The organism is Anaerocolumna cellulosilytica (assembly GCF_014218335.1).
GTDB lineage: Bacteria > Bacillota > Clostridia > Lachnospirales > Lachnospiraceae > Anaerocolumna > Anaerocolumna cellulosilytica.
In genome coordinates, this window is sequence record NZ_AP023367.1 from 5285290 (window position 1) to 5307176 (window position 21887).

The window sequence follows — 21887 nt, forward strand, 5'->3', positions numbered from 1 at the left end:
TACTTTCTTTTCAATTAGTATTTTGGGAGTATTAAACTTTTTCTAAGATATTCTTAATTTGTAGAAGCTTATGGGCAGTCTAATGACAATAAAAAGGAAAATACTTCCTGTATAAAAAATAGACCTGAGACAGGGAGGTAAAGGCGAACCGGTTCTTGGTTCACCCGCCTATCTAGGTCTGAATATTATTCTTCTGCGAGGTTTTCGCATGATTTCTTTTACGCCTTGTCAACGAGAATAAATGGGATTGCCCCTTGGATAAATATAGTAGACTACGGCAACACCCTCTTATTACTTATAATTCAACCCTGCCTTCTAATGCCCTTAACAGAGTGACCTCGTCAATATACTCTAAATCTCCTCCTACAGGCACTCCACTGGCAATGCGGCTTACCTTTATACCGCTTGGCTTTATCAGTTTACTGATATACATAGCCGTAGTTTCACCCTCTAGGCTTGAATTAGTGGCTATTATAACTTCATCTATCTCACCTTGCAGACGTAATATTAATTCCTTTAACTTAATATCATCTGGGCCGATTCCAAGCATGGGGGAGATAGCTCCATGGAGGACATGATAAACCCCTTCGTATCTTCCGGTCTTTTCATAGGCGGCTAAATCCCTTGGGTTTTCAACTACCATTATTGTATTTTTATTTCTTTTCTGACTGGCACAAATAGGGCAAAGTTCACTATCTGTTAAGGTAAAACAACTTGTACAATATCTGACATTTGCTTTCGCTGTGGTGATTGCCTGGGATAAATTGTTTACCTGATCCTGTGGCATATTTATTATATGAAAGGCAAGTCTCTGGGCAGTTTTTGCACCAATACCCGGAAGCCTTGACAATTCTTCTATTAACTTGCTTATCTGACTGCTATAGTAATCCATTGCTTCTTCTCCTTATCAGATATATCATACTTGAAAGTTTAAAACAATTCAAGGCAAGTTTGAAATCTTTATTCTCACCTTCTTCTCAAACTTATTTTTTTGTTATAATCAAGAGTATTATGTAATTCTACAATTACATTTTTAAGGCAGGGAAAGTTATGTCACAATGGTTATATCAAGACTTACAATTGGTAGTGCCTTAAAGAATCTTAGAAAGAAAGCCTGATTATCACAAGAACAAGTGGCTTCCCAGCTCCAAGTTATGGGTTGTAATGTTTCAAGAGCTATGTATGCACAAATGGAAACCGATTCTTATGGTATTCGTATCAGCGTTCTTGTGGCTCTTAAACAGATATTCAAGGCTGAATACAGCGATTTCTTCGCAGATTTACCATAATCGAGTAGGAGGTAGCTGATTAATTCAGCTACCGACCTCTCACACCACCGTACGTACGGTTCCGTATACGGCGGTTCTCTAGTTTACACAAACTTTCGAGTAATAATCAGAGAAATAAATAAATCCTAGATTACTTAATGTTTGGTTGTCTAGGCTTTTGCTTAGAATAGGGCTATTGGATATTCTCCAGTAGCCTTTTCTTGTGTTTGCATACTCCCATGCTTTCCATTCATTAACTCCATACTGTTTTATCCCTAAAGGTCGTTGTTTACCATCTGGCTTTGGAATGTAGACTCGTTTAACTGGTAACGGTTTATATTTCCCATTGACCAAGTCTTGTTGAATATCAAACAGGTATTCTTCGACTCCATACTCCTCAATCATTTCAAAGGTTATGCCATCAATACCCGCACTTCCCTTGTTTATCCTTACTTCTTTCCATGCCCGCCACAATATATCCAGGCGATAGATACGGTCATACAACGCATGAAATCTGCGTTGTTTATTCTTATTGGCTGCTAGGTATAGATTACGTTGAAGTTGTCGTGATTTTTCTATTGAGTGTTGTTGTCCTTTATCAGGCATGCACTATCCCTTACCTTCCCGTTAATCATGATTAAAGCAGAGTCCCTTTTCTCCCACTGTTTATCTTATCAGTGGTTCGTAGATACTATGGACTCCTCCGACTCCTCATATCGCTTCTTCAAGAATTTCGTGTGTACACTTATATCCTGAATTACATGTTTATGGAGCATGACGATATGAGGTCTCTTCTGTTCCATCACCAACTGTCTTAACATTCCGCTTCCTCTACACCGAAGGGTTCTTCAACGCTGCTTTTCCAGTATCTTCACGTCTTCCATGGTCTTCGTCAGAAAGTCAATGACTCGACTCCCTTTTGCCCTCTTACGAGGTCTAAGGTAACGATGCTACAGTATTCACTTAATGTTACAGACTGTTAATTTGCACCTATTTCACATAGGCATACCTCGCTTCAGCACAGTCAGTCACCCAAGAGCACTGGAGGCTTGCTACAAGGCTCACTGGCAATTACCTTGACCGGACTTTCACCGGTAAGCTGATGACAGCTTTCAGAACACACGACTTTCACCCGTTAGATTGCGCCCATGCTGGGCGCACGCAAAAAAGGCAGCAATCCATATTTCTATGGCTGCTGCCGTATTATCTGTACTGTATTCTTACCTTTATGTTTTATAGGCGATTGGTTCCGACACACAAAACAACAGTTTGGCAATTGACTATTTATGTTCTAATTAAAAAGGAAATCCACCGCCAAGTCCACCTAACCCTCCGGTTATCTGACCCATAGCAGCCTGTGATTCATCTTCCATCTTACGGAACGCTTCATTAGCAGCCGCCATAATTAAATCCTGAAGCATTTCAATATCATCCGGATCAACTACTTCTTTTGATAAAGTAACGGCTGTGATTTCTTTTTTACCGGATACTTTAATAGTAACCGCACCACCGCCAGCAGACGCTTCCCATTCTTTTTCTTCTATTTCCTTTGTTTTTTCTTCCATTTGCTTCTGCATTCTCTGCGCTTGTTTCATCAAATTATTCATATTGCCGGGCATTGCTCCACCCGGAAATCCACCACGTTTTGCCATAATAGTCTCCTTTAATTTTTATCTTCATATTTCATTCTTAATCTTCATATTTCATTCTTAATCTTCATATTCAATGGTTACATTCTTGATTATCTTAGAGATATCGGGTATATCCTCTAAGTTTTCCTTTCCCTGGGTCAGAAGCTTTGTCTGTACCTCCACTTCTTTCTTAATAACACTGCGGATTACATCCTTTAGCTCCTGCATATGCCCCTCTTGGGATATTAAATCCTTATCCATAGTATCCTGAAATACCAGTAATAAGGTATTGTTGTTTCCAACGGTTGGCCTTGCATTCATTAAAGAAACTTTGGTTAGCCTTGAAGTTCCGGCCACGATATTATGCCAGTTCCTGGCAACCTCCTGCAAATCCTCTGACACTGCCTGAGGCAGAATATCCGGAAGCTTTTCAACCGATTGTTTAGGCGGCGCCGTGATACCGGTATCGGACTTAGCCATAACTGCCTCTGCCGGTATACCATTTTCTATTCTGCTTTCTATGTTTTTCAGACGATTTAGTATATCTTCATAACTGTTGCCCATCTGAGGTCTGCAAAGTTTGATAATTGCAACTTCCACCATAACCCGCTTTTGTGTTGCATACTTTATCTGATTAGACAACTCAGAGAAGATACGTATATATCGAATCAGTGTATCTACATCCACTTTTTCGGCTTGTTCCCTTAATAAAACCAGATTATCAGTAGAAACCTCTATTACCTCTGAAATATCTTCTGAGGTCTTAACTAAAAGCAAATTTCTTAAATACCAGGTAAAATCAACCGTGAATTGTGATAACTCCCTGCCGCCTACGATAAGCTCCTCTAATAGAATCATGCAAGCAGCCACATCATTTTTGAGTATATTAGCAAGCAACCTGGCAAATACCTCTATATCTACGGCCCCAAGTACTTCCAACACCTTATCATAGGTCAGTTTCTGACCAAAATAAAAGGCTATGCATTGATCTAAAAGGCTCAAGGCATCACGCAAAGAACCATCCCCCATCCTTGCCACATAACGTATGGCTTTATCCTCCGCTTCTACGCCCTCCTGGCTTAAAAGATTAGAAAGTCTTGCCGCTATGGTATCAATGGTAATTCGTTTGAAATCATATCGCTGGCATCTGGAAAGTATGGTAATAGGTATCTTGTGTGCTTCTGTGGTTGCCAATATAAATACCACATAAGAAGGAGGTTCCTCCAGTGTCTTAAGCAGTGCATTAAACGCTCCTGCTGAAAGCATATGAACCTCGTCTATGATGTATACCTTGTATCTTCCCTCCGTGGGTGAATACCTTACTTCATCAACAATTTCACGAATATTATCTACACCGTTATTAGACGCCGCATCTATTTCAATCACATTCATAGATGTCTGGTTCTGTATGGATTTGCACATAGCACATTCATTACAGGGATTCCCGTCTATGGGATGCTCACAGTTAACAACTTTGCCCAGAATTTTTGCTATGGTTGTCTTACCAGTACCTCTTGTACCGCAAAATAAATAGGCATGACCTATTCTGTCCGCTTTTATTTGATTCTGTAATGTAGTTACAATATGGTCCTGTCCTTTTACATCATTAAAATCGCCAGGGCGGAATTTTCTATAAAGAGCAGTATACGACATGCTTACACTTCCTCATTCATTTACGTTAACAACGTATTTTTCAATCTAAACTCGTTATTATTTTACCAATATCAAGGCCTGTTGTCAAAAGTTTCTTAATTACTTCTTCTAAGGATTCACCAAATACTTTTTCATCTTAAGGGCTGCCTCAATTTTATCCAGTATTTCTTCCGAATCCGCCTCCACTGTATGTAGGTGAATACCATCTGTAAGTTCCTTTAAGGGAACGGTATTTTTTGATTTAACATGCTTTACAAAATCATAGACATCCTGGCGGTTTTTTATGATTAAGTCGGCGGCTATTTCTCCGTACAAGTCATGGCTTACAATAACATTAAGAACCTTTCCTCCATTATCAACAATGGCACATAACTCATCTTCGATTTCATCCGTTGTATGTTTCACTAAAAAAGCACGATTGACCTTTTGTTCCTCTTGTAAATAGATCATATACCCTTTTGTAGTAGATAATATGTTCTTATTAACAGCTCTCAGTAATGCAATATCCTGTACGATTACCTGTCTGCTGACTCCCAGCTTTTTTGCTAACTCCGTGCCGGATATAGGATCTCTTGATTCTGTCAATAATTTAATTAATAATTCACGGCGTTCCTTCCCTTCCATAATATACTCCTATCTGTATGCATCAGCGTAAGCTGTATGTCCATTGTGCTTTTATTCTATAATAACTGCAAAAGAAATGCAAGACAGTAGGGAAACTGTCTCACATTTCTGTTATATTCGTACTGCTTATTTCAGGGGACATACCTGGTGAACTGATTTCTACCGGTCTTGAAGGGATTTCCAGCTCCGGTTTGTTTTCAATTCGGTCTGGTGCAGGAGTAGGTACAACAGAGGGTTCCGAGGATGGAATCTCTATGCCGGGAACTGACTTTGTTTTCTCCTTGTCTGTACCATCTTTATTACTATCTGGCTCTGTATCTAATACTCTAAAACCTATCATACGTTACTAACTCCTTTATACTTTTTACCTATTCTGCCCCTAACTATCTGAAAATATGTAATACATGAAGAATATTCGTTTTTTACAAGAATGCATTATAAATACTCTTCTATACTGTGTACTTTGATAAAGAGTGACTTATTAAGTAAGCCAGTAATGGACTAATACTATTGAATCTATATTATAGTCAGCCACGACTGATAATCCACTCAAATATCCTTATGGATACAACGCCAGAGATGTGGTATAACACTCCAGCTGATATAACCTATAATGACGACCGTAATTCCTATCTAATACTACACCGGTTAGAAATGCCATCTGTAAGGTTACTCAGCAAGTCTAAAAATAAATTCTTGCAATGACAGGAAATAAATAGGAATTGTCAAGGAATACCTGATTAAAATAAAATCCAAGGGTTTCAAAAACACCTCTTTAATGATATACTAAAAACCGTAACTTAGTTCACATAAATATGTAATGCATTCTTATAGGCGTTGGATTTTCGTAAACTATTAGTATTACAACGAAACTAAACGCTTAAATTAGATTTAGTACAACCCTATCTTAAATTTTGGAAGGAGAGCAACAATGTTCCGATTATGGGCTAAAATATTTAAAGAGAACCGCTTGCTTAAGGATACAGTTATTTGCAATGACGATAGTAGCTTAACTAGAACAAAGAAAGTTTTTCAAGCCATTGATGAAATCTGCTATGAATTCGATTTATCAAAACCTATGTGGCTGGATGCAACCATTGCAGATTTCAAAAAACATGATAAAACACGCTTTACCCAGGATAACTTTATTGAGTCTATCGACTTTGATTTTCTGGAAATTCAAGTAATTGAGGAAGGTTAAGGATTCCTGTATGAAAAAGAAACGATTGCTTTGGCTAATGGGATGTATCCTCCTTTTAGGTTTCTATATTAATGATAACAATAACGGCTCCTCATATGACCCAGAACCGCCTACGATAAAGAATACTGCTTTTGAAAATTTCTCAGATATTATACAAAAAAATAGTAATGAGGTGGATGAATCTACCAAAGAATTATTACAACCGGATACCGCTTCTTACGCTGATACTACAATTGAACAGAGTAAATCGTATCAAAATAATAGTAATTCTGATATACCGATAGCTACTAATACGGACAATGTTTATATGAAAGAAACCTCTGCTTTAACTCGGCTTACTAGAGAAAGCTTGCGGACACTTTCTGCTGGAACTGTCATTGATGCAGAACGTCTTGGTAATGATTTCTTTCAAGTTGGTTTCTATTCGGAGCCTATTGATGAAGCGTTAACTAGCCGGATTATGGGCATATCTTATAAGGAAAATACCAATATAGCCTTAAAAGAGCTCCGGTATGTGAGACTACTTCACTATAGTTTTGATGGCCAGATACATATCGGAGAGTTAATCGTAAATGAATCTATTGCAGAGGATATAATAGACATCTTTATAGAATTATACGAAGCTGCATATCCCATTGAGCGTATGCTTTTAGTAGATGAATATGACGGAGATGATAATACCTCCATGAGTGACAATAATACTTCCGCTTTTAATTATCGTACCATGACAAGTTCGGATAACTTGTCAAAGCATGCTCTTGGACTGGCGGTAGATATGAATCCTCTTTATAATCCCTATGTAAAGGGTACTAAAAAGGACAGGGAAGTGCTCCCACCGAATGGAACTGCCTATACTGACAGGAGTCTTGACAATCCTTATTACATTAAAAAGGATGATATCTGTTATAAGGCCTTTATAAAACGAGGTTTTACTTGGGGCGGAGAATGGAAAAACAGTAAAGACTACCAACATTTTCAGAAAAGTAAACCTTAATCCTATAAGAATTAAGAGTTAAAAATAAGGAGCGCATAAAAACTCCTCAAGATTTCTATCATACAATATCACTATATTATATGAAAATGGAATCTTAAGGAGCTTCTTTTATTTTAGAGGTATACTCTATATTACCTCTTATTTATTCACTACATTATAGACGTTTTAATAATTCTTCTCTTTGCTTTTCAAAGCCTGGCTTTCCAAGGAGAGCAAACATATTTTTCTTATAACTCTCAACACCTGGTTGGTCAAAGGGATTTACTCCAAGCATATAACCGCTGATACCACAGGCAAATTCAAAGAAATAGAATAATTCGCCTAAATAGAATTCATTCTGTTCTGGAAGATTCACTAAGAGATTCGGAACATTCCCATCCGTATGAGCAAGTCTGGTACCATTCATAGCACTCTTATTAATAAAATCTACACTCTTTCCAGCCAAATAATTTAAGCCGTCCAAGTCAACTTCCTCTTCCTCAAGGATGATTTCATGCGTTACTTTATCCAGACTGATAACCGTTTCAAACATAGTTCTCTGTCCATCCTGAATAAACTGACCCATGGAATGAAGATCTGTGGTTAAATCCACTGATGCAGGGAAGATTCCTTTCTGATCTTTTCCCTCACTCTCACCAAATAACTGCTTCCACCATTCTGATACAAAATGAAGGGATGGCTCATAGTTTGCCAATATTTCAATACTCTTACCTTTTCTTAGTAAGATATTACGAACAGCAGCATAAAGCATCGCATCATTTTCAGCAAAAGGAGCAGATAGACAACGTGCTCTCATGCTGGCTGCACCTTCCATTAATTTCGTTATATCCGCACCACTTACCGCAATGGGCAGTAAACCTACCGCAGTCAATACCGAAAAACGTCCTCCTACATCATCAGGCACTACAAAACTTTCATAACCTTCCTCTGTTGCAAGATTCTTTAGGGCACCCTTTGCTTTGTCAGTTGTTGCATAGATTCTTTTTGCCGCTTCTGCTTTACCGTATTTCTCTATTAACAGCTTTTTAAAGACACGGAAAGCTATCGCAGGTTCCGTAGTTGTACCGGATTTACTAATCATGTTAATGGAAAAATCTCTCTCTCCAATGACATCTATTAAATGACTGATGTACGTACTGCTGATATTATTACCTACATAATAAATCTCAGGTGATTTCCGTATTTCTTTGGATACGGAATTATAAAAACTATGTCTTAAGAATTCAATGGCAGCACGGGCACCTAAATAAGAACCTCCGATACCAATAACTAATAATACTTCTGAATCCTGTTGTATTTTCTTAGCTGCTGCTTGAATACGGTTAAATTCTTCCTTATCATAATCAACAGGTAAATTAACCCATCCTAAAAAATCATTACCTGCTCCGGTTTTATTCAGAAGTTCTTCTTTAACACTCTCTGTAAGTTTTTCTATCATCTTTATTTCAGAATCGCTGATAAACCCTTTTGCTGCTGAATAATCAAACGTTACCTTATTGCTCATTTCATGCACTCCTTTAATTGCTGTTATAGGGTTATATTTCTGTAAAAATTCTTTGTTATTATTCTATCAAAGTGAGGCATGTTATTCAATATCTTTTTTTGTATAACCCATGTGTTAAATTATAGCAATAAGCAGTTTTTATTACCTTGGTACTATTCTCAGGCCAAAAATTCCTTTAAGATATCCTCAATTAACTTATCATCTTCTATTGAGGCTTGTCTGCCTTTTTTATGTACGGACTTTGATTTATTTTTTTCAGAAGAGTGTTCTTCCTTACCTTTTACAGCAGCACCTTTAAGGATTGTTTCTTGTTTCTCTGTATCCACTTTTACAGGTCCAACTGTTTCGGTAATCTCTTTATCCGGCTGTCGCTTATTAATTTGAATTTTCTGTACTTTAGCTTTTTCCGGTTTAAAGGTTTCCGTATGTGCGGGTTCAGGTTTGTACATCTTAACCGCAGCCACCACTTCCTGCCTGCTCATTTCTTCACTCTCTGCTTTTTTTTCAGGTTTCTCAGGCTTGTCCTCAGTTTTAGCAACAGTAACTGCGATATTATCTTCTTTAATTGCTTCTTCTTCCTGTTCCTGGATTTCCAAATTTCTGCGCTCCTGCACCTCACGAAGAAGATTTTCTTTTCTCTCCTGAGCAACGGTCTTATGCTCCTCACCGGTTAACCGTTCTGCAACAGCTTTACGCTCTGCCATTGCTTTGGATTCAGAGGGTTTTCTCTTCTCAGCTTTTGCCGCTTGTTTTTCTAACTGTAACGCTTTCTTTATCTCTTCCTGTTTTCTCTTTTCTTCTTTCTTTATTTCTTCCTCTGCTCGTACCTCTGCACGAATACGTTCAATTTCTGCACGTTCTGCCTCTCTCTTTTTCTCAAGAGCAAGCTTTACTTCTCTTTTTTGCCTTTCCGCCTCTTCCTTTACTCTTGTTTTGGCATCCTGCTTTTCTTTTCTATTTAGTTCTTTGGCAAGCTTTTTATCTTCCACCTTTTTGGCAGCTGCATTTTTCGCCTGTTCTTTCTTTAATTGCTTGTCCAATCGTTTTTCTTCTTTTTGCTGTCTTTTTAACTTTACTTTTTCAAATCTACCACTGATTTCTTTTTTGCTTTTCTTCTTCCCGGTTTCTAAAGACGCTGCCAGGAGAGAAGAACTATCAAAAGCCTGGACAGCTTCCTCTTTTAGATATTCTTTTCTGTACTGCTCAAGGAAATCAGGTTGACTTTGTTCCTGCTCAAGGCGTACTTTTAAAATATTCTCCAGGTAATCCTTCATATTCAGGCGAATTAACTCCTTTTTACCGCCCAGATTCATAAGCCCTTCTAAAAATATCAACATACCGCTTGTTAAGATACCCACAGAAAATGTACTTAATATTTGCTGTTTTCCACATTCATAAATTAACCCTAGAATAGTACTAATAGAGCCAAACAGTAGACATAGCATTAGAATTTGTCCACAGATGTTCTCCCATGTTGATAAAAGAATTCCACAAAATCTATGGCGAAAAACATACTTATCCACAAAGATATCCACATTATTCACACCTATTTTTAATTTATAACAGGTTTCGAACTTCTTTTTCATTGTCTGTGTCAGTTTATTTTTGGATGCAGCCATATTATCAGAGGCTTTAATTAGCCTTGAATATAGAATCCCCAGTAACAATTTTAGTAAGATTCCTAATGCGCAAAGAGCTACCATTATGTATATAAATAAATTTTGATTAAATAACTCTTGTATCACAAAATAATCCCCCTTTCTTTTCCCATTAATTTACAGTCATTATACTCAATAACTATTCATTTGAAAAGAGAGGAGGACGGAGATTCGATTGACAAATACATCCTTGGTTACACATGAACCTGTCTCGTTTTACATTTAGTTTCAGTAAAATTGTTTGTTTTTAGAGGTTGCGTGCTCTCCTTGTCGTGTACTGTCAATGAAAAATGGACAAACTTTTATATTATTTAAGTACCGGTACCAACGCTTCTATAAACTTTACTGTATGTTCAATGGCTTTTTCTTCGAATTTTCCATAATCCATGTGGGCACTATCGTCTGCTTTATCAGATATGGCTCGTATTACCAGATATGGGATATTGTTAAGATATGCTGCTTGTCCAATAGCAGCTCCCTCCATCTCTGTACAGTAGCCTTTGAACTGCTCTGCAATCCAGTTCTTTTTTTCCTTCTCACTGATGAACTGGTCACCACTTACAACTCTGCCACGGAAAACCTGTATATCCGGATTGGCCTTTACACATACGTCATAGGCAAGCCGGTTTAACGTATCTTCTGTCTGAAAGATTGAGGTTTTCATTCTCGGTATAACCCCGCCTGCATAACCAAAGCCGGTCGCATCTACATCATGCTGTAATGTATCTGTAGCAATTACCATATCTCCAATGTTGATTTCTGCTTTTAAAGAACCTGCGATTCCAGTGTTAATTACTAGCTCTACACCAAAATCATCTATTAATATCTGGGTACAAACAGCCGCATTCACCTTACCAATTCCGGAACGAACTATTATGCATTTTCTCTCCTGAAACAACCCTTCATAAAAATCCATTCCAGCCTTGCTTCTCACCTTAACTTCTGTCATTTTGTCTTTAAGTTGGTTAACTTCCTCTTCCATTGCACCAATTATACCGATTACATTCATTCTCATTCTCCTTCTTTTTTTAGATTAATTTAAGGTAACTGCGAACCTCTATTTAAGTAAATTATAGTCGAAGAAGGAAAATACCGCAATGCTATTTTAGTACATTATCTTTTCTTACAATTTTTACATTTCTTTTGTAATCACTAATCTCTCTTTACATTCCTTTACTATTGTGGTTACAATTACAAGTCCTATTGGCCCTAAAATAAAGCCTGCAAACCCGAATAAGTTAACCCCTGCATACATGGACATTAAAGTATACACCGGCTTTATACCAATTCGACTTCCTAAAAGTTTGGGTTCTAAAAACTGTCTGATAAGCTGACAACATAAATAAACTGTTAAAAGTATGGCGCCAGAATATAAATCCTTATTAATAATTTCAATAATCCCCCAGGGCACTAATATAAGACCGCTACCAAGGATGGGAAAAGCATCAAAAATTCCAATGGCAATACCGATTAATAGAGCGTATTTATTATGAATTAATAATAATCCTACCGTACATACTGCACCTATCAGCCCTAGCATAATAGCCTGAGTTTTTAGATACGCAATACCCATTTCTGATAATTTTCCGGTTACTATATGAATCTCTTGATAAAAAAAGGAGTTCTTAAAGCTTTCTGAATATTGATCCTCATCTTTTACTAATAATAAAACAGAAACCAAAACAATTAATATAATTCCCGCAAAACCTACGATACCAATTAGCAAGTTAATACTTCTGGTGGTAATAACGGGGATGATTTTATTTTTAACAATAACCAGTAGTCCATCAAAATTACTGTATATAAAACTTTGTACTGTACCAAGCTGAATACCAAAAAACTTATCACATCCTTCACTAAACCTATCCATGAAACTTCCTAACACTGATAAATAAATTGGGAGATTTCTTAGCAGGACGGTAAGTTGTTTTAAAAGCAAATCCACAAGATAACATAAAATCCATCCAAAACCCGTTCCTAAGATTCCTAGGGATATGATTCCTCCAAAGATTTTTGGCATACGAATTCTACGGTATAAGAACCGAACAACAGGAAGAATGGCTGCTGCAATAAGATAAGCCAGTATAAACGGTATAAAAAGTGGAAGAATATATTCAAACCCTATATAAACCCCTACAATAGATAAAATAAGTATCAGTAATAATTTTATTTTTTTATTATTGATAACCATAAAATCCTCCCTTCTGTCCTGTAATAATAGTCTTATACTTTTAATCTTAGCTTAAAACGATAACAATTTTTATTGTTTTTATATATTTATATAGAAAAACAGAGAGAACTCTTATACGTATCTCTCTGTCTGTATTGTATCACAATTATTATATTGTATGTTAGGCGATTGCTTCAAGCTTTTCAAAAGATTGGGTTATTCCTGTTTTCATAAAAATTAATTTATAAAATTCTGGTTACTTAATTACTACAGGTACAAAGCAAACGTCTGCTAACAGTGCCGCCTTTATGTCATTAAGTCCATCTATAACCATGTAATTATCTCCATCTCTCTTTACAGAGACAGGATTATCTAAGTAATAATTTATTTTTTTAAATTCTTCCACTTTGCCGGATAATTCTGATTTTTCCTCATTTGTAACAGTTCCTGAGTACAATCTTCTTGGTGACATCAAAATACGGGTACCTTCACTATACTTGCCGGTTTCCTGTTTTAATTTTTCCTGTTTCTTTGACTCTTCCATTATAATAGAGGCGGCAATCTCCGGAGAACAGTAAGTACTGTCTATTACTAAATCATAGTTGGCAAAATTAAAATATTCTAAATCATACATATCTTTGTAGCGTTGGTTTTCTGTCGCTGCTCTTGCGGCAAGCAATTCTCTTGCCTCTGTGACACTGGAATACTGCTCTTCTTTCCCTCTGTTATCATTCATGACACGTTCGGCAGCTACATTAAGACTTACGGATAAAAACACTTTAAATGATTCTTCTACAAAATTCCAGGCCAAACGGGAGTCAAATATAATATTCTTATGTTTATTTTCTCTAGATAGTCTGGCTGTTGCATCATCGATCATGTTATCATACTTCCGGTCACTGCACATAAGTTTATTCATCTCCAGAGTTGTCATATTCATCTCCCTGGCAAGTTCCCTCTGTACCTTCCCCGTTGAGTAAATCTCAAATCCATGCTTATCTTCTAAAATCTTGCATATCGTAGATTTGCCGCTCCCCAGATTTCCCGTTATAGTAATATGCATAATGGTCCTCCCTGATTATTCAAAAGGGGCCCCATTGTTATGCAACAGCCCCTTCTGTCATATCATTTATTTTTGCTTATAATGTAAGACATTATACCACTACATGTCCGTCCAGTAAAGAGTTTATTACATACGTGTCTTTAAAAATAATTGGTAATGTGCTTACTATTAGAATTTTTCAGAATGAATCTTATCAAGAGGTAATTTTTCTTCGCTATAAGGCTCTTTTTCTTCTGCCGGATACCCTAAAGCAATCACACATTCCACTCCATATTGTAAAGGAATTCCCAATACTTCCTTTACATAAGCTTCTGCTGTCTTATCCTCCGTCGTCATCCGTTCTCTTATCTGCACCCAGCAAGAGCCAAGGGTTAGGGAATGGGCTGTTAATTGAATGATTGTCCCAAGAATAGATGCATCTTCTATCCATACATCTGTCAGTTCCTTATCGGCTACTACTACAATACTTACAGCAGAACCAGCTATTAATTTAGAACTACCGCCTCTGCAATGACTTAATTCTAACAATGTTTCCTTATCTTCTACCACAATCAGCTCCCAGGGTCTTTTCCCCTTTGAAGAAGGTGATGTTAGCGCTGCCTTAAGTATGGTATTAAGCTTTTCCTGTTCAATTGGTTTATCCTGATATTTTCTAATACTTCTTCTTGTCTTTAATACGTCTAACATGATAGCTCTCCTTCATTAACTAGTAAGATAAAAAAGCTCTGCTTCCAACTGTTCTGCTTCTTTTTTATCATGCGTTACTATTACTACAACTTTACCCTTTGATTTTCGTTTCACATATTCTATAACCTCATGCCTAAGCTGTTCATCCAGCCCTTTAAAAGGTTCATCCATCAAAATAATATCACTGTCAGCTAAAATTGCCCTTACTATGGCAACTCTTCGTTTCATTCCTCCGCTTAAAAGGGATACCTTTTTATTTTGTATATCTAATAAACCTACAGCTTCTAATTCCTTTTGTATCCGTTCAGTACCTATCTCTTTCCTGCATACTAGTTTTATATTTGTAATAGAATCCAGATAGCCGCATAACCGGTCTTCCTGAAATACAGCCGTAATCCGCTTTTTATCAAGACCTTCTATTAACCCAGAATCAGCCTGTGTTAACCCCATTAGTATACGCAAAAGGGTTGTTTTTCCACTGCCGGAAGGACCCATAATACAAGTGATTCTTTCTTTATTCAGCTGCATCGTACACGCTTTTAATACCGGTACTTTATTATAGTATTTTGTAATGTCCTTTATTAATATACTCATTGCTCTGCTTCCTATCCTGCTTCGGGTTGTCTTGCTTTTCGTAATAGTATTCCAGAGCACATAAAACGGTGCAATGGACTTTAAAGATACTCTAAATCAGGTCACTGCTTTTAATACTCTTGCAAATGCAACTGTAAACAATTTCTCCGTTATTACACTAATTACTATAATAACAAATGTCCAAGCAAATAATTCTCCAGTCATCAGATATAGCTTGGCAGTATAAAGCTGTTCTCCAATGGAGTTTTTTGGTATAGCGATTACCTCAGCCGCTATACCCGCCTTCAAACATAGGCCAAGTCCCACTGTACTTGCTGTAAAAAAGTACGGTGCAACGGCAGGTATATACAGATATCTGATTTTTCTTAAGGGGTTTATGCGAAAAACCTTAGCCATTTCTAGCAACTTTTCATCTGTCGATCGGATTCCATGCAATACATTGGTGTATATGACTGGAACTGTCATTAAAAACGAGGTTAGGATAGATAAATTTCTTGACGATATCCACAACAATGCAAGAATAATGAAGGACGCTACAGGTGTTGCCTGTACCACCTTCATAAATGGATTAACCAATTCCTTAATCAATAAAAACTTCCATGCTAAAACAGCAAAAAGAATACCTACACCAACAGCCATACTAAAACCAGTCATTATCTTTGCAAAAGAAAAGAAAATTGACTTCCAAAAAACTGCCTTATACACTAAATCCACAAAGGCCATTACCGTAGTTGCCGGAGATGCTAATAATATGCTTTTATTAACTGCCATACTTAGCAATTGCCAGAATAGAATCCAGAACACCGCCGCAAATATCTTATATCGGATAGCATGTAAAATGGAACTTATTTTTTTGCGCATAAGTAAATACCTACTTCTTATAGTAAAAATCCTCCCCAGGCAGTTGTCCTCCTACCGTCTCAGGATTCTGACCATAAAGGGTTTCTAAGTATCCTTGTATTTTAGCCTGCATTTCCTCACCTTGCAAGAAAATTATATTGCAATACGGTATGGCTTTTTTGGCAACCTCAGCTTTAATGATATCAAATTTCTCAATGAGTTCAGCTGCCTCCTCTGTATTCGTAGTTACATACTCTGCGGAAGCCTCATATTCTGAAAGAAAAGTATCTACAGCCTCTTTGTTATTTTCCAAAAAATCTTTTCTAAAGACCAGAACACCTGTTACTACACTACTGCCATTGGTACTGATATCTTCCCATTCTTCTGTAATATCAAGAGCAATACGCAGTTTATCATTGTTTAGCATTGCAGTTGTTACAAAAGGCTGTGGAAGCATAGCTACCGCATCTTCCTTTTCACTAAGCAGAGCAGCAACCTCTGCCGCTTCGGCCTTATATTCAACTGTTACGTCCTTATCGCTTTCCAGCCCATAAGAGGATAATAAGTAATTAAGGGTATATTCCGGAGTAGTACCCTTTCCAGTGGTATAAATAGTTTTTCCTTTTAAGTCTTCTACCGAATGAATGGTATCGCCGGTTTCAACTATGTATAATACCCCCAAGGTATTAATACCGGCAGTTACAATCTGTCCCTGTGTTTTATTGTATAGGACAGCGGCAAGATTACAGGGTATCGCTGCTGCATCATAATCTCCTTTTATAATTCCCGCTGTTATTTCATCCGGTGTACCTGCTATTGTAAATTCATAGGTATTCAAAACCCCGTCATTGGCGGAAGCTTCCATAACCTGAATCATACCCATAGAAGTAGGCCCCTTTAAAGCTGCTACTTTTATAGTAGTTTTCTCTAACTGTGGTGCATCCCCTGCTGTGGATGCCTGGCTTTTTTGCTCTGCCTGTTTCTCCTCTTTTGTAGTATCAATTAAAGTACCTTCTGATTTTGTCTCATCTGTTACGCTACTACAGCCTCCTAACAAAGCCAGACATAAAACTGCCAGAAGAAAGATCGTTTTTACATTTTTCATATGCCCTCCCATTACTTACCGCTTACTTAATCTATTATTTACCAGATTTTGAATATACTGTTTTAACACTGATTCCTTCTAACATACCTAACTTGCCTGAAAGGGAGCTGATGGTATTATTATCTGCATCCATTACAATACTAATTATGTTTACGCCCTTTTGTTTATAGGGAATCCCCATTCTTCCTACTATATACTCTCCATATTCATGAAGAATCTGATTGATATTCTCTACCTCTCCCATATTCTCAACTATAATACCAATTAGTGCAATTCTTGTTTCCATCTTTAACTCCCATCTACGATCTTTTTGCCGTGTACAAAGCAAGGGGTTGAATATTATTTATTCACCCTCCACCTGTGATAATTTCTGCTGTTATTTAAATAATCGGATTCGCGTGAAAAAAGCCCTCTCATCAAATATATCCGTGTTATGCACGAATGAATAGAATGGATGCGCTCACTTCTTTTACCCTATTTTACCAACTTTCTACTAAAAATAAAAGAGCTACTTTTCATTTCTCATGCATTCTAACTACTGTAGTTTCTGGAATTAGTACTGTTGAAATTAAAATAAGGTTGCAAATACACTATTTGCTTCCATATTTTCTTCTTTAAAAGATAATGCCAGCTTTGTGGGCACCTACTCGTACATTCGCTGTACGAGTAGGCATACAAAAACTGGCAATGTATCTATAAACCTGTATTTAGAATCAGACCTTAAACCGATAACCTACACCCCAGATGGTTTCTATATATTGCGGTTTTGAGGTATTAAATTCAATCTTTTCCCTGATTTTCTTAATGTGTACTGTAACAGTTGCAATATCACCAATAGATTCCAAATCCCAGATTTCCTGAAACAGTTCTTCCTTGGTGTATACATGGTTGGGGTTTTCAGCCAAAAAGGTAAGCAAGTCAAATTCTTTGGTCGTAAAACTTTTTTCTTCCTCATTTACGTATACTCTTCTTGCTGTCTTATCAATTTTAATTCCACGGATTTCTATGACCTCATTTTCCTTGGAACCAGAGCCTATCAACCTTTCATACCTGGCAAGATGTGCCTTTACTCTGGCAACCAGCTCACTGGGGCTAAAAGGTTTTGTAATATAATCATCCGCTCCCAGACCCAGTCCACGAATCTTATCAATATCATCTCGTTTGGCTGAAACCATTAGAATAGGAATGTTCTTCGTGGCACGGATTTTTTTGCATATTTCAAAACCATCAACTCCCGGCAGCATTAAATCAAGAATTACCAAATCAAAGTTTTCTGACAAAGCTCTTTTCTCACCTTCATCACCGGTGGTTTCCATTTCCACTTCAAAACCGCTTAATTCCAGATAATCCTTCTCCAGTTCTGCAATTGCAACCTCATCTTCAACAATTAATATCCTACTCATGTTCCATTCCCTCCTTGCACTTCTTTAATGTAAATAATATAGTAGTCCCTTTTCCTTCTTCACTTTCCGCCCATATGTTACCGCCATGATCTTCAATTATCTTCTTTGCTATAGCCAGACCTAAACCGGAACCGCCTTTTGCTAAATTTCTTGATGCATCTGCCCGGTAAAACCGATCGAAGACAAATGGTAAATCTTTAGGAGCTATTCCAGATCCATTATCTTCAAAGGATAGGCGGATAAATTCTCCGCTGTCACTTACTCTTATCTTGATTCTGCCGTGTTTTATACCAATGTATTTCACTGAGTTACCTACTATATTGTTAATTACTCTTTTTAACTGCTCGGCATCCGCCTCTACTTTTGTATCCGGATTCGTTTCATTCACATAATCTATTTCAATGTTCTTAACTTCCAAATCCAGCGCAATTTCACTAATACAATCGTTAAAATAATCCTTTATATTAATATAGCTGAAGGTATAGGGCATGGTATTACAGTCGATTTTAGAATAAAGGGATAATTCATCTACTAGGGCAGATAAATCACTTGCCTTTGTATAAATCGTTTTTACATATTTCTCCTGCTTCTCTTTCGTATCGGCAACACCATCTAAAATCCCTTCCGCATATCCTTTTATAGCGGTAATTGGCGTACGCAGGTCATGCGATATGTTACTGATTAATTCCTTCATATCTTTTTCATATTTTAACCGAACATCAATCAGTTCCTTTAGGCGAACCCGCATTTCCTCAAAATCCACACACAACTGTCCAACTTCGTCTTCTGGGTCACCTTCTATGGAGTAATCCAGATTCCCTTCCTTCATAGCGTCTGTAGCTGCATGAAGCGTATTTAGAGGCCTTAAAATACTTTTGTATATCCATATTATAAGCACTGCTGCTGTTATAATCACAATAAATACCAGGGAGCAGACCACTTGAATTGCAGAGGATTTAATCTGAGGCACCAAAGTATTAACATCCGTAATAACAAAGATACTTCCTTCCGTACCGTCCGAGTAATAAAAATCCTGCTGCTTTAGCAGAAAGGGTCTGTTTTCATCAATATAGATTCCCCCTTCTCTATCTGTGGTATACTCACCAAACAAAGGAAAGCTATTTTTAATGGTGTGAAGATTGGTTGCATTACCGCTATATATGAATTCTTCTCCTTTTCGTACCGCAAGATATGAATACTTTCCTTTTAATTCACTGTTTAAATACTCCAAATAATCCGTGTCTTCAAACTTTTTGGGCTCCTGCAACGCCGTTAATACAATTTCGTTATATACGCCCCTTGTCAGCCGGTTTAGTACCTGCAGGGGATTGGATAGAATCTTTAAGGTATTCGTACTTACATCATAGGTTTGCTGTATTGCATTGTCTTGATAATTAATAATTGTCCCAACGGCAAGAGTAATTAAAAATACCGGCAGGGCGGTTATAATTAAAAAGGCTGTTAAAAGCCTGCTTTTCAGTTTCAAATGTATCACCTGCTTTACTTATATTAGCTCCCATTGCATGCCACCACTAGTTTATTTTATCATTATAGCATAATGATTCCATAAATACACCTAAACTAACCATTACCTTTCTTAATTATTTATAAAAAAAGCTTGCTGCAAAAAAGGAGTATAAATCCTTCTTTGCAACAAGCCGTCTTACAACCTTGCTATCAATTTCTTATAAATACTTCTTTAAAGCTTCTGCTTTGTCAAGCCTTTCCCAAGGCAAGTCAAGCTCGTTACGTCCAAAATGTCCGTAAGCAGCAGTCTTTTTATAGATAGGGCGTCTTAAATCCAGCATTTTAATAATTCCTGCCGGGCGTAAGTCAAAGTGTTCTCTGACTATTTCAATTAATTTATCATTAGCAAGCTTACCGGTATTAAATGTTTCAATCATAATGGAGGTAGGCTGAGCCACACCAATTGCATAGGAAAGCTGAATCTCACACTTGTCCGCTAAACCGGCCGCAACGATATTCTTAGCCACATAACGAGCTGCATAAGATGCTGAACGATCTACTTTTGTACAGTCTTTTCCGGAAAAAGCACCGCCGCCGTGACGAGCATATCCGCCGTAGGTATCAACGATAATTTTACGTCCGGTAAGACCGCTGTCTCCATTCGGTCCACCGATGACAAAACGTCCGGTAGGATTAATAAAGAACTTTGTATTTTCATCAATTAAATCTTTCGGAAGAATTTCATCAAACACATACTTCTTAATATCCTTATGTATCTGCTCCTGCGTAACGTCTGGACCATGTTGTGTGGATAATACCACTGCATTTAAGTGGATTGGTTTGCCGGCTTCATCGTATTCTACTGTTACCTGTGATTTGCCATCAGGACGCAGATATGGCAATACTCCCTCTTTTCTAACCTTCGTTAATTGTTTGGTTAACTTGTGTGCCAGATAGATTGGATATGGAAGATATTCTTCTGTTTCGTTGCTGGCAAAACCAAACATCATACCCTGGTCTCCTGCACCGATAGCTTCTAATTCATCCTCTGACATAGTATTTTCTCTGGCTTCCAAAGCCTTATTAACGCCCATTGCTATATCTGTGGACTGCTCATCAAGTGCTACAATAACACCGCAGGTATTGGCATCAAAACCATAATCTGACCGGTCATAACCAATCTCTCTTATCGTCTCGCGTACAATTTTTTGGATATCTACATATCCGCTGGTTGTAATTTCACCCATTACTAATACTAAACCGGTTGTAATAGAGGTCTCACAAGCTACACGGCTCATAGGGTCTTGCTCTAATAAAGCATCTAACACGGAGTCAGATACCTGATCACAGATTTTATCAGGATGTCCTTCTGTAACTGATTCTGATGTAAATAATAATTTGTTCATGTAATCTCCTTCCTTAAAGACGGCAACAGCAGTTTATTCCTGCCAATTGCCATAGAAAGCGTCTATTTCTCTTTGAATATGCATGTATAAATCCGTCAGTCTATGAAGAGAACGATTCTGCAATGCAGCACCCCAATGTGATGTACACTCTCTCCGAGACACTTTTATTCCAAATTTTGGGGAATAAAAAAAGCCCGGCTAAGACGGACTTGATTAAAACAATATCAAATCCTCTTATTGTTCGATTACTCGCTCAGGTTGGCACCTTCCACTTTCGGGGGTTGCCGTGACTTCATAGAGCCTTTACTCTCCGTCACTCTGAATAAGAGAAATATGCTTTTCAATTTTTGTGTTATGATTTGAGCATATACTGTTTTTAATACTTTGTCAAGGGTTTTTTGATAAATTGTAATATTTTGTAATAGTATTATAAAAACCTTATTACATTCATCGTTTTTACATATGCTAATCAGCTTTTGATTGACAATACATGGCAATTTTCATATACTAATCTTAAGTTTTAAGCTGATTTTTGTCACTTTCTTTTTTACTTAACTCAATGAAGTTAATACTCCTACAAGGAAGTAAATCTCCACGGAGGGAGTAATGTATGCAGGAT

The 21887-nt window shown here is 37.3% G+C and carries 21 protein-coding genes and 1 riboswitch; of the genes, 2 read left to right on the forward strand and 19 right to left on the reverse strand.

Annotated features, from left to right (window positions below):
• Nucleotides 1-295: 295 nt before the first annotated feature.
• The 6 genes from recR to acsn021_RS22120 form a co-directional block, all read right to left on the reverse strand.
• A complete protein-coding gene (gene recR / locus acsn021_RS22090) occupies nt 296-892 on the reverse strand; it encodes a recombination mediator RecR (protein ID WP_184092734.1) in 597 nt (198 codons plus the stop codon).
• Nucleotides 893-1367: 475 nt separating this feature from the next.
• Nucleotides 1368-1874, reverse strand: coding sequence for a reverse transcriptase family protein (locus acsn021_RS22100; protein ID WP_243167857.1), 507 nt, complete (start codon nt 1872-1874; stop codon nt 1368-1370).
• Between the two features lie 689 nt (nt 1875-2563).
• Complete coding sequence (locus acsn021_RS22105) at nt 2564-2920, reverse strand: YbaB/EbfC family nucleoid-associated protein (protein WP_184092735.1); 357 nt, start codon at nt 2918-2920, stop codon at nt 2564-2566.
• Between the two features lie 57 nt (nt 2921-2977).
• Nucleotides 2978-4552 carry a DNA polymerase III subunit gamma/tau gene (gene dnaX / locus acsn021_RS22110; RefSeq protein ID WP_184092736.1) on the reverse strand — a complete coding sequence of 525 codons (1575 nt, stop codon included), beginning with the start codon at nt 4550-4552 and terminating at the stop codon, nt 2978-2980.
• A gap of 108 nt (nt 4553-4660) precedes the next feature.
• Nucleotides 4661-5176 (reverse strand): transcription repressor NadR, encoded by a 516-nt coding sequence (locus tag acsn021_RS22115; protein WP_184092737.1) that lies wholly within the window; start codon nt 5174-5176, stop codon nt 4661-4663.
• 100 nt (nt 5177-5276) lie between these two features.
• A complete protein-coding gene (locus acsn021_RS22120) occupies nt 5277-5516 on the reverse strand; it encodes a hypothetical protein (protein WP_184092738.1) in 240 nt (79 codons plus the stop codon).
• A gap of 591 nt (nt 5517-6107) precedes the next feature.
• Here acsn021_RS22120 and acsn021_RS22125 point away from each other — a divergent pair.
• Complete coding sequence (locus tag acsn021_RS22125) at nt 6108-6377, forward strand: hypothetical protein (RefSeq protein WP_184092739.1); 270 nt, start codon at nt 6108-6110, stop codon at nt 6375-6377.
• 10 nt (nt 6378-6387) lie between these two features.
• Nucleotides 6388-7371: a M15 family metallopeptidase gene (locus tag acsn021_RS22130; protein ID WP_243167858.1), complete on the forward strand. Its 984-nt coding sequence runs from the start codon at nt 6388-6390 to the stop codon at nt 7369-7371.
• A 154-nt stretch (nt 7372-7525) separates the two neighbouring features.
• Here the strand turns inward: acsn021_RS22130 and acsn021_RS22135 are convergent, their stop codons facing one another.
• The 13 genes from acsn021_RS22135 to metK all read right to left on the reverse strand — a co-directional run bounded on the left by acsn021_RS22135 (nt 7526) and on the right by metK (nt 21268).
• Nucleotides 7526-8875: a glucose-6-phosphate isomerase gene (locus acsn021_RS22135; RefSeq protein ID WP_184092740.1), complete on the reverse strand. Its 1350-nt coding sequence runs from the start codon at nt 8873-8875 to the stop codon at nt 7526-7528.
• A 158-nt stretch (nt 8876-9033) separates the two neighbouring features.
• On the reverse strand, nt 9034-10620 hold the full coding sequence (locus tag acsn021_RS22140; RefSeq protein ID WP_184092741.1) for a hypothetical protein: 1587 nt from the start codon (nt 10618-10620) through the stop codon (nt 9034-9036).
• A 220-nt stretch (nt 10621-10840) separates the two neighbouring features.
• Nucleotides 10841-11542, reverse strand: coding sequence for a 5'-methylthioadenosine/adenosylhomocysteine nucleosidase (locus acsn021_RS22145; RefSeq protein ID WP_184092742.1), 702 nt, complete (start codon nt 11540-11542; stop codon nt 10841-10843).
• Between the two features lie 123 nt (nt 11543-11665).
• The gene (gene ytvI / locus acsn021_RS22150) at nt 11666-12724 is read right to left on the reverse strand and encodes a sporulation integral membrane protein YtvI (protein WP_184092743.1); all 1059 of its coding nucleotides are present in this window, start codon (nt 12722-12724) and stop codon (nt 11666-11668) included.
• A gap of 235 nt (nt 12725-12959) precedes the next feature.
• Nucleotides 12960-13766 carry a cytidylate kinase family protein gene (locus tag acsn021_RS22155; RefSeq protein ID WP_184092744.1) on the reverse strand — a complete coding sequence of 269 codons (807 nt, stop codon included), beginning with the start codon at nt 13764-13766 and terminating at the stop codon, nt 12960-12962.
• 168 nt (nt 13767-13934) lie between these two features.
• Nucleotides 13935-14453, reverse strand: coding sequence for a nitroreductase family protein (locus tag acsn021_RS22160; RefSeq protein ID WP_184092745.1), 519 nt, complete (start codon nt 14451-14453; stop codon nt 13935-13937).
• A 15-nt stretch (nt 14454-14468) separates the two neighbouring features.
• Nucleotides 14469-15047: an ATP-binding cassette domain-containing protein gene (locus acsn021_RS22165; protein WP_184092746.1), complete on the reverse strand. Its 579-nt coding sequence runs from the start codon at nt 15045-15047 to the stop codon at nt 14469-14471.
• 96 nt (nt 15048-15143) lie between these two features.
• Nucleotides 15144-15908, reverse strand: a complete 765-nt coding sequence (locus acsn021_RS22170) for an ABC transporter permease (protein ID WP_184092747.1) — start codon at nt 15906-15908, stop codon at nt 15144-15146.
• A gap of 10 nt (nt 15909-15918) precedes the next feature.
• A complete protein-coding gene (locus acsn021_RS22175; RefSeq protein WP_184092748.1) occupies nt 15919-16992 on the reverse strand; it encodes an ABC transporter substrate-binding protein in 1074 nt (357 codons plus the stop codon).
• A gap of 34 nt (nt 16993-17026) precedes the next feature.
• Entirely contained in the window at nt 17027-17278 is a 252-nt protein-coding gene (locus acsn021_RS22180) for a TM1266 family iron-only hydrogenase system putative regulator (protein WP_184092749.1), read from the reverse strand.
• A 427-nt stretch (nt 17279-17705) separates the two neighbouring features.
• Nucleotides 17706-18395, reverse strand: coding sequence for a response regulator transcription factor (locus acsn021_RS22185; RefSeq protein ID WP_184092750.1), 690 nt, complete (start codon nt 18393-18395; stop codon nt 17706-17708).
• Nucleotides 18388-19890: a sensor histidine kinase gene (locus tag acsn021_RS22190; protein ID WP_243182313.1), complete on the reverse strand. Its 1503-nt coding sequence runs from the start codon at nt 19888-19890 to the stop codon at nt 18388-18390. Before acsn021_RS22190 ends, acsn021_RS22185 begins: the two co-directional genes overlap by 8 nt.
• 190 nt (nt 19891-20080) lie before the next feature.
• Entirely contained in the window at nt 20081-21268 is a 1188-nt protein-coding gene (gene metK / locus acsn021_RS22195) for a methionine adenosyltransferase (protein WP_184092752.1), read from the reverse strand.
• A gap of 231 nt (nt 21269-21499) precedes the next feature.
• A riboswitch (SAM riboswitch) is annotated at nt 21500-21597 on the reverse strand.
• Nucleotides 21598-21887 lie beyond the last annotated feature (290 nt).